The organism is Bradyrhizobium sp. 930_D9_N1_4, from assembly GCF_052076015.1.
Taxonomy (GTDB): Bacteria; Pseudomonadota; Alphaproteobacteria; order Rhizobiales; family Xanthobacteraceae; genus Bradyrhizobium.
This window is the reverse complement of the sequence record NZ_CP197236.1, coordinates 6,784,737-6,798,426: the sequence shown is the minus strand read 5'-3', so window position 1 is coordinate 6,798,426 and position 13,690 is coordinate 6,784,737. Positions and strand designations below refer to the sequence as shown.

The window sequence follows — 13,690 nt, the reverse complement described above, 5'->3', positions numbered from 1 at the left end:
GAAACAGGCGATCGCGCGTCACGGAGCGCTCCGAGGCCCGCCCGCCAGCGGCAGGCTGACGTGAAACACGGCGCCCCCTGACGGCGTGTTCTCGGCCCAGATGCGACCGCCATGGGCCTCGACGATGGTGTGCGCGATCGAGAGACCGATGCCCATGCCTTGCGCCTTGGTCGTGAAGAAGGGCTTAAAGATCTCGGTCAGCTTATCCGCAAGGATGCCGTCCCCCGTATCGGCGATGGAGACGAGGGCCAGATTGCCGTCGGCGAGACTGGTTCGGCCGACGACGCGGCGCCGATGACCCGGAAGATGAGCCACTGCGTCCATGCCATTCACGACGAGATTCAGGATGGCCTGCTGAAGCTGGACCTTGTCGCCCTTCACGCGGATGTCCGAGGACGACGGCTCCGCCGCGAGTTCGACATCGTGGGCCATGGCCTGCACGGAGAGGAATCGAAATACCTCACCGACCGTGGCATTGAGGTTGATCTCGCGCCGTTCGGTCGGATCTCGCTTCAGAAACGAGCGCAGCCGGTCGATGATTTCGGCTGCGCGCTGATCGTCGCGGCGGATGTGGTCCAAGATGTCCCTGACCTCGCCGAGATCGGGGGCTGCGTTCTGCAACACCTGCTGGGCCGTCTCGGCATTGATCAGGATGGCGGCAAGCGGCTGGTTCAGCTCATGCGCGATCGAGGCCGACATCTCGCCCGCCGTCGCGCGGCGGTTCATGTGGGCGAGCTCCGACATGCGCTGGCGTGCCTCGATCTCGGCCACGACACGCAAGCGGCGCTCGCGCAGCAGAATGGCGATCATCAGCCCCTGGACCAGAACCACGCCCGCGACGATCGTGGAGTGCCAGTAATACTGTTCCCAGAAGCTTCGTTCGCGGAAACGCACCTCGCTGCCATCAGGCAGATTGGCTTCGTCCACGTTCCAGCGTTGCAACTGCCGCCAGTCGAAGATCGGCTTCACGTTGTTGCCGCCGAAGGGCGCGATGCTCGACGGCGCTTCGCCATCGAGTATCCGCATCGCGACTTCGCCGGCTTCGCGACCGATGCTTTCGGGCAGCAGCAGGAAACCGCCGACGCCCGACCGCCCCAGGAACGTATCGGACGTGATGATGATCGGGCGGTTTGCGGTCTCGGCGACGCGTGCGAGTGCGGAGGCGGGGGAGTAATAGGTGCCTTCGCCGTCGGAGTACATCGCCGAGGTCAGGATCGCGGAGCGCGCGGGCAGGTCGGCGACCCGCTGGCGGACGTCGCGCAACACCAGGTCGGACAGATCGGTGACTTCGAGCTCGGGCATTGCGGCCGCGAACTCCTGCCTCCAATGTCCGTATGTCAGCGGATTCTTCCAGGCGTCGCCCACGAGGACGACTCGCGTCAGATCCGGAACGACGGCGCGTGCTGCGGTCAACAGATGTGCAGGCCTTACCCTGGCGAAGACCGCCGTGGTGTTGGGCAGGAACAGCGCGCGCGTCTCGGGCAGGTCGGGGACGAAGCCGTACACGACGGGCGCGGCGGGCCAGATGTCCTGCTTGCGCTTCTGAAGGAATTTCGCCGATCCCACGCCGATCGAGACGATGACGTCGATCGACCGAAGCGCATATTTGGTCTTGAGGTGACCGACCAGGCTCTCTTCGTAATCTGGTCCCGGAAAGCGGCTGAGATCGAGGCTTTCGGCGTAGATCACCGTCTGGCTCTTGCCGCTCTGCTTCGCGCTGGCGCGGATGCCGGCAAAGATTTCCGAATAGAAGGGCGAACGGAAATCGGCTTCTTCCAGCACCAGGATGGAACGTTGTCGCGGGCCGTCCGCTGCGATGCCTTCACACGACAGGCTCACGCATGACAGGCTTGCGAACAGGCAGACAATCAGGACGCGCGCGATCCCGGTGATCGTACACATTGCTCGCTCTCGGCCCCGCTCTGGTTGCAATCGGGCCTCCTCGGTGAGGATGCACGCAAGAGCATACAAGGCTGATCCGGAGTTTCAACGGACGGGTGCGCGTATACCACGCAGACAGGCAAAGCAGGACGAAAGGCCGCTACTTGAACGGGTCCTGAATCGACGGCGCCGACTGCCTGATGCGGCGCACGCTCACCGGCGTACCGTCGGAGATGAACAGCAGTTCGTAACGGCGGCCTTCGCTGTCGGTCGCAGAGCAGGTGACGTCGTTCACCTTCTTCGCTGCGAAATTACCGGTCTGGCGGCAGAGACCGGTGGACGCCTGCTCGGCCGGCACCGGCAGGCCGTCGACCTTGGGCCGGTCCTTGGAATTGAGCAGCATGCGGTCGATCGGCAGCTCGTAGGAATTGTCGTCGGCGCGCTTGCCGTTCTCGCCGGAGAACGACACGACATGGTTCGCGTCGGAGGGGTCGTCGACCGCGACCGCGAAATTGACCCGGCCCTTGTCGCCATGGGCGTAGGCCACCGTCTTGCAGGCAAAGGTGCGGCCCGCGACCTTCAGCGTCTTGCAGTGGCCGGACATCAGCGCCAGGAGGTCGATATACGACGTTTGCAGCGCCGGCGGATTGTTGACGGGGATCGACGCGGAAGACTCGGCGAAACAAGGACTTGCGAGAGCAATAAGGGCTGCGGCCAGGAGCGGTTTGCAAAGGCGCATCGTCAGGCTCGCGTGCCGGGGACCAAGGTGAAATCCCGTCCAACAACCATCGAACCGCAAATTGGTTGCGATCCCGTTTGTGCCGCAAATCCTGTCTGGAATACCACCGCGCCACCCCCGGGCGATTCGCCCCCATCGCCCAACCCGTCCTGGCCGGCACATGCTGCCAGGCCGATGTTTTTTTCGTGGCGGAGCTATCCCATCGCCGCCTGCCAGCGCGTGTCGCGGAGCGAGGGGCGGCGGTGCAGGCGGGCATCGAGCCGTGCACGGGCACGCGGCAGCTCGCCGCTGCGCATCAGCGCGACGATGAAGGTGTCCTCGATCAGCTCGCGCTGGGCGTGGCTGCCGCCGATGCGCACGACCTCGTCGAGGACAGGCGCGAGCGTCTGCACGCATGACGCGTGGTCTTCATCCGCAAAGGCCACGAGCGCGCGGCAGATCGCGGGCACCACCGGACCGGACGGCAGCTTGCCGTCCGCGAGCCGCTGCTCGATCACGGCAAGGCGCGCGGCAAGTGCCTCGCGATTCTGCGTGGCGGCTGCGAACAGCGCCATGTGGACGTCGGCGAAGGGCAGGCCCGATTTCGGAAACAGCTTTTGTGCGGTGGCGTCGGCCTCGACCCAGAGCGCCTTCGGGACAGTGTGGCCGTACGCCGACAGGCGCCAGAGCAGCGAGGCGCTGTCGGTGATGACGTTGAGCGGGGGAGCCTGCGTCGCGGTGGGCTGAAGCACGTCGGCATAGATTTCGAGCGCGCGGTCGGCATCGCCATGCTCGAGCGCGCCGAGCGCCTGATGCCAGAGAATATGGCCGTGCAAAATGCCGGCGCGGTCGTAACAGGGCAGCCATTGGTCGACGAGGCGATCGGCGGCCTCGATCGAGCCGTCCTCGAACATCGCATGCAGCACCGCGTGTGCGGCATGGGCGTTCTGCCGGCGCAAGTCGAAGCCGCGTTCGGTGACGCCGCGGCCGCGCGCGACGTCGCCGTTCTCGGTCATGGCCCAGCCCGACATGGTGAGGAACCACCAGTCCTCGCCGTAATGATGCGCGACGCGCTCGCACAGCTCATGTCGGGCGCGATCGTGATCGGCCATGCCGGAGAAGGCGAACAGGCCGAACGCGCCGAGCGGCAGCGACAGCACGACGGCATCGCGCGGCCACGCGTCGATGTGCTTGCGCATCGCCGCGATCGCATCGGGCCCGCGTCCCTCGATCGCCAGCGCCAGCGTCTCGACATGCGAGCGCTCGCGCTCCGTGCCGCGCTTTGCGACCAGCTCGCGCGCGAGCGCCGCCTTCTGCCGCGCAAGATCGCCCTGCTGGTAGAAGGCATGCACGCGGGCGCGGGCGATATGGGGAAGCGCGAAATCCGGATCGGCCGCAATGGCGCGCTCCAGCATCTCGGCGGTGCCGGTCCACCCCGCGAGCATAAGATCGACGCCCTCGCGATAGGCGGATGCCGCTTCGTCGGATGCGGTGGAGACTGGAAGACCGTAACGATCGTGATGCGCCATCGTCCTCTCCCGCTCTCACGCCGTCCGCGCGCGGCGACCTTCGATTGGATAGGCCGGGTCGTTGTAGCCCGGTGTCGAGGGATGGCCCGGCACGACCAGCCGGTCGATCAGCGCCTCATCGTCCGCAGTGAAGCGGTAGTCGAGCGTGCTGATATAGCCCTCCCACTGCTCCTCGGTGCGGGGACCTGCGACGATCGAGGACACGAACGCGGAGTTCAGCACCCACGAGACCGCGAACTGGCCGGCGGTGATGCCCTTCTTCTCCGCGTGGTTCTTGATCTCCTGCGCGAGCTGGAGCGATTCCGGCCGCCATTCGGTCTGCATCATGCGGGTGTCGTTGCGGCCCGCGCGGGTGTCCTTGTCGGGGGCGGCGTCGGGCTTGTACTTGCCGGTGAGCACGCCGCGCGCCAGCGGGCTATAGGGTACGATGCCGAGACCGTAGTAAGAGCAGGCCGGAAAATGCTCGACCTCGGGCATGCGGTTCATGGCGTTGTAATAGGGCTGGCTCACCGCGGGCCGGTCAATGCCGAGCCGGTCGCAGATGTTGCAGATCTCGGCGACGCGCCAGGCGCGGTAGTTCGAGACGCCGAAATAGCGCACCTTGCCGGCGCGGATCAGATCGCCCATCGCGCGCACCGTCTCTTCCAGCGGCGTCGCATGGTCTTCCTTGTGCAGATAGTAGACGTCGATGTGGTCGGTGCCGAGCCGCTTCAGGCTCTCGTCGGCGGCCTGCAACACCCAGCGGCGCGACAGTCCGACACGGTTGGGATCATTCCCCATGGGGTTGGCGAGCTTTGTCGCGAGCACCCAGGCATGGCGGTTGTTGCCAATCGCGCGGCCCACGACCTCTTCGGAGGCGCCCTTTGAATAGGCGTCGGCCGTGTCGATGAAATTGATGCCGGCGCCCTGCGCCTTGTCGATGATCCGCTTTGAAGCGGCTTCATCGGTCGGCCCGCCGAACATCATGGTGCCCAGGCAGATCGGCGACACTTTGAGGCCGGAGCGGCCGAGTTGGCGGTATTGCATGGGAGGCGTCCTCGATTTCGATAGAGGGCAGCATAGCCAGCCGCAGCCGTCATTGCGAGCGCAGCGAAGCAATCCAGAGATGCGTGCTCCGCTGTCATCGTCCGCGAAGGCGGACGATCCAGTACTCCGAGCCGCCTGCAATTGATCGAGAAGCCGCGGCGTACTGGATTCCCCGCCTTCGCGGGGAATGACAGCGGTGGGTGGCTTCCTATTCCGGCCCCTTCAAGATCTTGAACACGCCGTTCGCCATCACCACGCAGCGGTCATCCACCAGCACTTCCGTGCTCATGAAGATCAGGCTGCGTGTCGTCCGCACCACGCGGGGGCGGGAGATCAGGATGTCGCCTATTTTACCCGCTTCCACAAAATGGGTGTCGAGCTGCACCGTCGCCAGATACTCCTTGCCGGAGACGTAGCGGGCTGACATGCCGCAGGTCCGGTCCGCGAACGTCATCATCACGCCGCCCTGGACCATGCCACGGCGATTGTGGTGCTTGTCCTCGGTGGCAAGTGCGAATTCGTGATGGCCATCGATCTTGCGCTCCCACAAGGGGCCGATCAAATGCAGAAAGCCTGAGGTCTGCAGGATGGTCCAGCCGTCTGATTTGAGCCTTGCGGCGGCCTTGGTGGTCATCGCTCCGTCCATCCTTGCAAGCGTCTCTCCTCGTTTCATCAGATGCGGTCATGGTGTAGTCAAGCATCATGAGAAATTTCGACGATGCCACCAGACGGAATATCGCAGAGGCCTGCGCGTCCTTCGCGCGGCTGCCCGACGCGGCCGAGCCGTCGGCGCTGAAGCGCGCCGCGGTGGTGCTGGCGCTGACCGAATCCAATGACGGCGACGACACCGCCTTCCTGCTTACCAAGCGCGCATCGAGCTTGCGCTCCCATCGCGGCCAATGGGCGCTGCCGGGCGGACGCTGCGATGCCGGCGAGACGCCGGTCGAGGCGGCGCTGCGCGAGCTCGACGAGGAGCTCGCGCTGAAACTTTCAGCCGACGCGGTGCTCGGCCTGCTCGATGATTATCCGACGCGCTCCGGTTACCTGATCACGCCGGTCGTGGTCTGGGCCGCGGACAGCGCCGCGATCCGGCCGAACCCGGACGAGGTCGCCTCCGTCCATCGCATCGCGCTGGCGACGATCGAGCATGACGGCGCCTTCGATTTCACGGATATCCCCGAAAGCGCCCGCCGCGTGATCCGCTTCCATCACCGGATGAGCCTGATCCACGCGCCGACGGCCGCGCTGATCTACCAGTTCCGCGAGGTGCTGGCAGGGCGGCACACCCGCGTCACCGACCTGGAACAGCCGGTGTTCGCCTGGAAATAGCGCAAGAGCTTAAAAAAGGAGGTAAACGGCACGTTAACGTGACGGTTACCGGATGCCTGCTAAGAGGGCAGCATGCATCATTCGATTCGAAATGCCGTGAGGCTGGTTCCACTTGCGCTCGTCCTGCTCGCGTCCGCCGCGCGCGGCGGCGAGGCCGACGCACTGCCGTCTGCCGTGCGCAATGCCAACGCCCAGCTGTTGTCGCAGTTTTTCGCGCAGGGTGGGGCGTCGCCTGCGGTGCTCGAATATCGCCGCAAGCTCGCTGAATATCAGAAGATCCGCGGCGCCTTCGACGAGGAGGCCGGTGCCTATTGGAGCCAGATCTCCGAGAAGCGGAAAGGTCGCAACGCCAAGCGGCGCAGCGGCCAGCAGGTGACGCTGGACGATTACGTGCTGGAGCATCCGCCGCTCTATAACGGGCCGAAGCGGCCGGTGAATCCGGAGCCGGAGGAAGCGCCGGATCGCCCGACCAAAAAGCCGATTCCCGTGGTCTCCGATCTGCTGCGCGCGGCGCAGGAGCTCTACCAGTTCACGCCGCAGCGTCCCTCCAGCGAGGTCGAGTTCAAGCGCGCCTATGCGCGCTACGCGCTCGCGAATGGACTGACGCGCGAGCAGGCGGTGCGGGTCTATTCGTTCGAGACCGGCGGCACCGGCAATTACGACGTGCAGGCCGGCATCGAGCATGGCGGCAAGCGCGCGATCTCGACGGCGATGGGCTACAACCAGTTGCTGACCACCAACAGCGTCGAGCTGCTCGCCGAGCAGGGTCATGAATTCATCCGCGCACTTTCCGACAAGGTGGCGCGAAGCTCAGGGCCGGCGCGCCAGTCGCTCGAGCACAAGCTCGGCGTGCTGAAGAAAATGGTGGCGCATGCGAAGTCGGTGCCCGACACCTGGTCGGAGCACGAGAAGATCGGCAACACCGCGCAGGGTTGGGCCATGCATGCGATGGTGCTCGACATCGACATCGGCCCGATGCTGCAAACCCACAAGCTGCTGACCTCGGTGCTGTTCGCGCGCACCAAGGGCTACAGCCGTCCGCTCAGCGCGGCCGAGCTCGAGATGATGAACCTCACCGGCGACGGCACCGGCCTTGACATGGTGACGATGCCGCAGGCGATGCGCGAGCAGGTGCCGACCTCGAACTTCTTCCAGCGCGGCGGTTACGAGCGCAATCCGGTCGCGATCCGCCACAATACGGTGGCAAAGCTGTTGGCGATCACGGATACGCGGATGGACAGCAACAGCAACAATGCCGGCGCGCGGGAGCTGGCCGGCGCGTTCTAGGCTGCGACCTCGAGGGCGGCTATCACGCCGCTCCGATCAAGATGCCCACCGCCAGCACGATGGCGCCGCCGAGCACGATCTGGAACACCGCCTGCAGGAATGGCGTGTCCATGTAGCGCGAGCGGATGAAGGCGATCGCCCAGAGTTCGAAGAACACGACGACACCGGCGATTCCCGTCGCGATCCAGAAAGCGTTGGCCCAGCTGTCCGGCACGAGATAGGGCAGCGTGTGGCCAAGTCCGCCGAGCGTCGTCATCGCGCCGCAGGTGATGCCGCGCAGCCAGGGCGAGCCGCGCCCGGTCAGCGAGCCGTCATCGGAGAGCGCTTCGGCAAAACCCATGCTGATGCCGGCGCCAATCGAGGCGGCGAGGCCCACGAGAAACGTCTGCCAGTTCTGATGCGTGGCAAACGCTGCCGCGAACAGCGGCGCCAGTGTCGAGACCGAGCCGTCCATCAGGCCGGCAAGGCCCGGCTGCACATATTGCAGCACGAACATCCGCCGTCGCGTGCGGTCTTCCTCGGCGCGCACGTCCGGCTTCAGGATCTCGTCGGTGAGTGCGACGGCGCGGTTTTCGTGATGCTTTTCTTCCTCGGCGAGATCGCCGAGCAGCCGGCGCACGCCGACATCCTCGGCCTGCTCGGCGGCGCGCGCGTAGAAACGCTCGGCCTCGAGCTCCATGGTCTCGACCTCTTTCCGGATGGTGTCGAGCGGCAGGTTCTTGGTCAGCCAGATCGGACGGCGGCGCAGAAAGCCTTTGACGTCCTCGCGGCGGATCGGCGGCAGGTGCTGGCCGAAGCGCTCCTCGTAGAGTTTCAGCAGCCGATGCCGGTGGCCGCGTTCCTCCTCGGCCATCTCCTCGAAGATTTTTGCCGTGTCTGGATAACGCTCCCGGAGGTCCTCGGCGAAGGTCATGTAGATGCGGCTGTCCTGCTCCTCGGAGGAGATCGCGACCGCCAGCACCTCGCGCTCGGTCAGATCGGCAAACGTCTTCACGGTGGCCCTATTTTCATAGTTTAGAATTATTCTAAACTATAGGGCGCCGTGGTTCCCGGGTCAAATCAGGCGGTTCGCGCTTTCCCGAGGAAATCGAGAAGTAGCCGGCTGACCTCTTCCGGCTGCTCCTGCTGCACCCAATGGCCGGCGCCGTCGACGAGATGGCAGCCGAGCATCTTGGTGCAGCCGCGCCCCTGCATCGCCTCGAACACGCCGGGGCGCTGGTAGGTGCCCCAATCCTGCTTGCCCGAGATGAAGCAGGAGGGCACGTCGATGCTGCGCCCCGCGAATAGTTGCATCTCGCTGTTGAGCATGCCCGTCGTGCCGTAGCGATACCATTGCAAGCCGCCCTGGAATCCGGTGCGGCCATATTCGGCGCTGTAAAAAGCGAGGTCGCCGTCCGGCAGCCATCGGTTGGCGGCGATCGCAGCGGGCGAAGGCATCTCCTTCGCCACCGTCTCGGCCATGGTCTCGCCGGCATCCATCACGTAATAGGTCGGCAGCTTTGCGAGCTCTTCTGCCGACCACGCTTTCAGCGGATACGGCTTGTTGTCGGTCCAGTCCGCGCTCTTGTGATGATAATAGGCGCGCAGGAAATCATGCACGCCCTGGGCTGCGTGCTGCATGTCGGCATTGGCGGGCCGCGTCGCGTAGTACCATTGATAGTGAATGCGCGGGCGCGGCAGGGCCGCAAGCTCGCGATGCACGGGATCCTCGACCGCGGGCTTTGCCGGACCATCCACAATGTTGAACGGCAGTACCGGCGCGCCGCCGAACGGCGCGCTCATCAACGTCACCGACCGAAACACGTCGGGCCGGATCAGCGCGCACCACGCCGCCACCGGGCTGCCGAAATCATGCCCGGCGAGATCGACCTGCCTGTAGCCGAACGCCGCGACCAACGCGAGCGCATCGCGCACGAGGTTGAGAAGCGAGAACGGCGTGAGATCGCCGTCGTAGTCCGCGGTCCATCCCGTGGTGCGACCATAGCCGCGCTGGTCCGGCGCGATCACGTGATAGCCGGCGGTGGCGAGCACCGGCATCACCTTGCGCCATGAAAAGGCGAGCTCGGGAAAGCCGTGCAGCAGCAGGATGCAGGGTCGGCCTTTGGTCTCGAAGCCGGCCTCGAGCACATGCATGCGCAAGCCGTTGATGCCGTCGACATGACGCGAGCGGATTCCGGCGGGGAGGGGGATGGCGGGGAGATCGGCCATGGTGTTTCCTCGTCATGGCCGGGCTTGTCCCGGCCATCCACGTTCTTCGTTGCCGTTGATTGTAAGAACGTGGATGCCCGGGACAAGCCCGGGCATGACGGAAAGGAAGGTCTCGCTAGACCGTCTCGCACACGAACGCATTCCCCTTGCGCTTGATCTTCCCGACCGACGGCGAGGGAAAATGCGCGGTACAGCACAGCGTATCGGTGTCGCAATAGCGCTCCAGGAATCCGCGGCGCGTAACTGCCGCGGCGGCCGGATCGACGTCGAACTTGATCGACAGTTCCGGATACAGCGTCTGCAATGGCGAATGCATGAGGTCGCCCGAGAACACCGCGTCGTCCTTGCCGCGGCCCATCGTGATGGCGATATGGCCCGGCGTGTGGCCGGGCGTCGGCAGGATGCGGACGTGATCGCCGATCTGATGGTCGTTGCCGATCAGCTCGTGGCGTTTCGCCTCGACCACCGGCAGCACACTGTCGGCAAAAGGCGGGATTTCCGCTTTCGCATTCTGCGCGAACCAGTGGTCGTATTCCTGCCTGGCGAAGAGGTAGCGCGCGTTCGGGAAGGTCGGCACCCAGCGGCCATTCTCCAGCCGCGTGTTCCAGCCGACGTGGTCGACATGCAGATGCGTGCACATCACGAAGTCGATGTCGTCGACCGAGAACCCCGCGGCGTTGAGCCCGCGCAGATAGGTGTCGTCGGTCTTCATGTTCCATTTCGGCCGCGGCCGCGGCTTGTCGTTGCCGATGCAGCTGTCGACCAGAATGGTGTGGTGCGGCGTCTTCACGACATAGGACTGGAAGCACAGCAGCAGCACGTCCTGCTCGTCCAGCGCGCGTGCCTCGCGCATCCACGCCCGGTTCTCGGCCAGCACCTCGGCCGTCAGTCCCGGCAGCATCTCCAGTGCCGGGACGAACGAGGTCTCCTGCTCGATGACGCGATGGATGGTGAGATCGCCGACCGAGAACTTCAGGCTCATGAGAACTCCTGCGGGTTATGCCGCCGGCGGCACCGAGATCTTCACGGAGGGCCGCTCCAGCATCTTCTGGTGGAAGGCGTCGAGCTTGGGATAGGCCTTGCGCCAGCCGCAATCGGTGAAGCGGAAGTCGGCGTAGCCGAGCACGCAGACGAGGCCGATCTGCGAGATGTCGAACGGGCCGTTCAGCACGTCGGGCATGTTCTCGAAGCGCGCCATGCCGGTCCAGGCCCGGTTCCAGTGATCGTCCGACCACGCCTGCCATTGCAGGCCCTGCGGCCGCACCATCTTCTCGTAGCGGCACAGCAGCATGGAATCGAGCATGCCGTTGATCAGCGAATGATTGGTCTTGGCCTTCCAGCGCCGCGGACCGTAATCCGGGATCAGGCTGCCGCCGGCCATCTCGTTGAGATATTCGACGATGACGTAGGAATCCAGAATGACGTCGCCGTCATCAGTGATCAGCACCGGCAGCTTCTTCAGCGGCGTGATGCGCGAATAATCCTCGTTGACCGTGCCCGGCGCGACGGTGGCGGGCGTGAATTCGATCTTGTCGATCAGCCCGAGCTCGATCGCGGCGATGCGCACCTTGCGGGCGAAGGGCGAGGCCTGGGAGAAGGAGAGTTTCATGGACATATCCTGCGGGTGACCGGCAATTTTTTTTCGTCATTGCGAGGAGCGAAGCGACGAAGCAATCCAGAGTGTCGCCGCGGAGGGATTCTGGATTGCTTCGCTTCGCTCGCAATGACGGGGAGAGAGTGTGGAGGCCTTACGCCGCCACGATCTCCTGGCGCTGCTCGCCGAGGCCTTCGATGCCGAGCGTGACGATGTCGCCGACATTGAGGAAGGTCGGCGGCTTCATGCCGAGGCCGACGCCGGGCGGGGTGCCCGTGGTGATGATGTCGCCCGGCAGCAGGGTCATGAACTGCGATACATATGAGATGCACTTGGCCATGGAGAAGATCATGGTCTGGGTCGAGCCGGTCTGGCGGCGCTGGCCGTTGACGTCGAGCCACATCGACAGGTTCTGCACGTCCTTGATCTCGTCCTTGGTGGCGAGCCACGGTCCGACCGGGCCGAAGGTGTCGTGCGACTTGCCCTTGGTCCATTGACCCAGGCGCTCGGTCTGGAAGGCGCGCTCGGAGACGTCGTTGCAGACGCAATAGCCGGCAACGTGGTTTAGCGCGTCGGCTTCCGAGACATACTTGGCGCGCGTGCCGATGATCGCGGCGATCTCGACTTCCCAGTCGAGCTTGGTCGAGCCGCGCGGCTTCTCGACCGCGTCGTTCGGGCCGGCCAGCGAGGTGTTCGCCTTCATGAAGATGATCGGCTCGGTCGGGATCGCTGCTCCCGTTTCCTTGGCGTGGTCGCTGTAATTGAGGCCGATGGCGACGAATTTCGAAATGCCGGTGACCGGCGCGCCGAAGCGCGGCTTGCCGGAGACGGCCGGCAGCGAGGCCGGGTCAAGGCCCGCCAGCTTCTTCAGGCTCTCCGGCGAATAGGCCTCGCCGGTGAGGTCCTTCAGATGCGCCGACAGGTCGCGCAACTGGCCGGATTTGTCGATCAGGCCGGGCTTTTCCGCACCCTTTTCGCCGTAACGAACAAGCTTCATTTTCGTTTCTCCCTGGAGATGGACCGATCGGTTGAATAGCTTCATGGAACAGGGCGGCGGGAAATTCAACCGGTCAAAACGAGGCGCATTGCAGCCCTCACTTTGTAGGGTGGGTTAGCACGGGCTGTGCGAAGCACAGTCCGGGCGTAACCCACCTCTTCTGCTTCCGAGGAGGTAGACGCGGGTTACGCCTTCGGCTAACCCACCCTACGATTGCAGCGCCACAAACTTGAACGCGTCCCCATTCCGCTTGATATGTCCGGCCGAAAAGTGCCCGCCGATCACGAGCGTCGGCGTATCCGCAAACCGGCCAAATAGCTCGCGGCGCGTGATGGCCGATTGGCTCTGGTCGGAATCCGCGGTCGAGGACCAGCCGAGATGCGCCATCTGGCAGGGGTGATGGGCGACGTCGCCGGTGAGCAGGCCCTGCTCGCCGGCCGACTGGATCAAAATGCTCATATGGCCGGGGCTGTGGCCGGGAGTCGGGATCATGCTGATCTCGTCGGACAGCCGGTGATCGCTCGGGATCAGATCGGCCCTGTCGGCATCGACGATCGGCTTGACGGAATCGTTGAAGACGGCCGCCTTGTCGGGCTCGCGCGAATGGTCGCGCCAGTGCTCGTATTCGGTCCGGCCGAAGACGTAACGCGCTTTGGGAAAGGTCGGCACCCACTTGCCATCGACCAGCTTCGTATTCCAGCCGACATGGTCGACATGAAGATGCGTGCACAGCACGGTGTCGATGCTGTCGGGCGCAAAGCCTGCTTCCGTCATCATCTCCAGGAACGGCGTAGTGCGGTTATTCCAGGTCGGGACGTTGCGGCCCTGCTTGTCGTTGCCGAGGCCGGTATCGACCACGATGCGGCGCGTCGGCGTCTCCACCACCAGCGAATGGATCGACATTTTCAGCCGGCCTTCTTCCGTCGCGAAATGCGGGATCAGCCAGAGCAGCTTCTGGATTTCGTCGTTGCTCGCCAGTGGCAGGATGAAGCGGGTCGAGCCGACCGTCTCCAGCTCCACGACTTTGGTGATTTTGACCCGGCCAACCGTCCACTGCATCGGGCGTTCCCCCATTTTCATGCTTTCGCGAAAGATGCGGGTTTCCACCATCGAACACAATG

The 13,690-nt window shown here is 64.6% G+C and carries 13 protein-coding genes; 2 read left to right on the top strand and 11 right to left on the bottom strand.

Annotation, left to right across the window (positions count from 1 at the left end; genetic code table 11):
* Positions 1 to 18: 18 nt before the first annotated feature.
* The 5 genes from AB7532_RS32305 to AB7532_RS32285 form a co-directional block, all read right to left on the bottom strand.
* The gene (locus AB7532_RS32305; protein WP_441238704.1) at positions 19 to 1,902 is read right to left on the bottom strand and encodes a sensor histidine kinase; all 1,884 of its coding nucleotides are present in this window, start codon (positions 1,900 to 1,902) and stop codon (positions 19 to 21) included.
* Between the two features lie 139 nt (positions 1,903 to 2,041).
* On the bottom strand, positions 2,042 to 2,620 hold the full coding sequence (locus AB7532_RS32300) for a hypothetical protein (protein WP_441238703.1): 579 nt from the start codon (positions 2,618 to 2,620) through the stop codon (positions 2,042 to 2,044).
* Positions 2,621 to 2,814: 194 nt separating this feature from the next.
* Complete coding sequence (locus AB7532_RS32295) at positions 2,815 to 4,128, bottom strand: tetratricopeptide repeat protein (RefSeq protein WP_441238702.1); 1,314 nt, start codon at positions 4,126 to 4,128, stop codon at positions 2,815 to 2,817.
* A 15-nt stretch (positions 4,129 to 4,143) separates the two neighbouring features.
* Positions 4,144 to 5,154, bottom strand: coding sequence for an aldo/keto reductase (locus tag AB7532_RS32290; RefSeq protein WP_441238701.1), 1,011 nt, complete (start codon positions 5,152 to 5,154; stop codon positions 4,144 to 4,146).
* 208 nt (positions 5,155 to 5,362) lie between these two features.
* Positions 5,363 to 5,788: a PaaI family thioesterase gene (locus AB7532_RS32285; RefSeq protein WP_441238700.1), complete on the bottom strand. Its 426-nt coding sequence runs from the start codon at positions 5,786 to 5,788 to the stop codon at positions 5,363 to 5,365.
* A 68-nt stretch (positions 5,789 to 5,856) separates the two neighbouring features.
* Here AB7532_RS32285 and AB7532_RS32280 point away from each other — a divergent pair, with 68 nt between their 5' ends.
* Together AB7532_RS32280 and AB7532_RS32275 are read left to right on the top strand one after the other, a co-directional pair.
* Positions 5,857 to 6,483 carry an NUDIX hydrolase gene (locus tag AB7532_RS32280; RefSeq protein ID WP_441238699.1) on the top strand — a complete coding sequence of 209 codons (627 nt, stop codon included), beginning with the start codon at positions 5,857 to 5,859 and terminating at the stop codon, positions 6,481 to 6,483.
* Positions 6,484 to 6,555: 72 nt separating this feature from the next.
* Positions 6,556 to 7,770 carry a hypothetical protein gene (locus tag AB7532_RS32275; protein WP_441238698.1) on the top strand — a complete coding sequence of 405 codons (1,215 nt, stop codon included), beginning with the start codon at positions 6,556 to 6,558 and terminating at the stop codon, positions 7,768 to 7,770.
* Positions 7,771 to 7,792: 22 nt separating this feature from the next.
* On the opposite strand, the gene mbfA is transcribed toward AB7532_RS32275, so the two are convergent.
* The 6 genes from mbfA to AB7532_RS32245 form a co-directional block, all read right to left on the bottom strand.
* The gene (gene mbfA / locus AB7532_RS32270; protein ID WP_441238697.1) at positions 7,793 to 8,764 is read right to left on the bottom strand and encodes an iron exporter MbfA; all 972 of its coding nucleotides are present in this window, start codon (positions 8,762 to 8,764) and stop codon (positions 7,793 to 7,795) included.
* A 65-nt stretch (positions 8,765 to 8,829) separates the two neighbouring features.
* Positions 8,830 to 9,978 carry an alpha/beta fold hydrolase gene (locus tag AB7532_RS32265; RefSeq protein ID WP_441238696.1) on the bottom strand — a complete coding sequence of 383 codons (1,149 nt, stop codon included), beginning with the start codon at positions 9,976 to 9,978 and terminating at the stop codon, positions 8,830 to 8,832.
* Positions 9,979 to 10,093: 115 nt separating this feature from the next.
* Complete coding sequence (locus tag AB7532_RS32260; RefSeq protein ID WP_441238695.1) at positions 10,094 to 10,960, bottom strand: MBL fold metallo-hydrolase; 867 nt, start codon at positions 10,958 to 10,960, stop codon at positions 10,094 to 10,096.
* A gap of 15 nt (positions 10,961 to 10,975) precedes the next feature.
* Entirely contained in the window at positions 10,976 to 11,587 is a 612-nt protein-coding gene (locus AB7532_RS32255; RefSeq protein WP_441238694.1) for a glutathione S-transferase family protein, read from the bottom strand.
* Positions 11,588 to 11,726: 139 nt separating this feature from the next.
* A complete protein-coding gene (locus AB7532_RS32250; RefSeq protein WP_441238693.1) occupies positions 11,727 to 12,569 on the bottom strand; it encodes a fumarylacetoacetate hydrolase family protein in 843 nt (280 codons plus the stop codon).
* Between the two features lie 207 nt (positions 12,570 to 12,776).
* Complete coding sequence (locus tag AB7532_RS32245; protein ID WP_441238692.1) at positions 12,777 to 13,628, bottom strand: MBL fold metallo-hydrolase; 852 nt, start codon at positions 13,626 to 13,628, stop codon at positions 12,777 to 12,779.
* Positions 13,629 to 13,690 lie beyond the last annotated feature (62 nt).

Coding starts and splice junctions, on each gene's coding strand:
- AB7532_RS32305 (WP_441238704.1), bottom strand. CDS start 1,902: ATGTGTACGATCACCGGGATCGCGCGCGTCCTGATTGTCTGCCTGTTC.
- AB7532_RS32300 (WP_441238703.1), bottom strand. CDS start 2,620: ATGCGCCTTTGCAAACCGCTCCTGGCCGCAGCCCTTATTGCTCTCGCA.
- AB7532_RS32295 (WP_441238702.1), bottom strand. CDS start 4,128: ATGGCGCATCACGATCGTTACGGTCTTCCAGTCTCCACCGCATCCGAC.
- AB7532_RS32290 (WP_441238701.1), bottom strand. CDS start 5,154: ATGCAATACCGCCAACTCGGCCGCTCCGGCCTCAAAGTGTCGCCGATC.
- AB7532_RS32285 (WP_441238700.1), bottom strand. CDS start 5,788: ATGACCACCAAGGCCGCCGCAAGGCTCAAATCAGACGGCTGGACCATC.
- AB7532_RS32280 (WP_441238699.1), top strand. CDS start 5,857: ATGAGAAATTTCGACGATGCCACCAGACGGAATATCGCAGAGGCCTGC.
- AB7532_RS32275 (WP_441238698.1), top strand. CDS start 6,556: ATGCATCATTCGATTCGAAATGCCGTGAGGCTGGTTCCACTTGCGCTC.
- AB7532_RS32265 (WP_441238696.1), bottom strand. CDS start 9,978: ATGGCCGATCTCCCCGCCATCCCCCTCCCCGCCGGAATCCGCTCGCGT.
- AB7532_RS32260 (WP_441238695.1), bottom strand. CDS start 10,960: ATGAGCCTGAAGTTCTCGGTCGGCGATCTCACCATCCATCGCGTCATC.
- AB7532_RS32255 (WP_441238694.1), bottom strand. CDS start 11,587: ATGAAACTCTCCTTCTCCCAGGCCTCGCCCTTCGCCCGCAAGGTGCGC.
- AB7532_RS32250 (WP_441238693.1), bottom strand. CDS start 12,569: ATGAAGCTTGTTCGTTACGGCGAAAAGGGTGCGGAAAAGCCCGGCCTG.
- AB7532_RS32245 (WP_441238692.1), bottom strand. CDS start 13,628: ATGCAGTGGACGGTTGGCCGGGTCAAAATCACCAAAGTCGTGGAGCTG.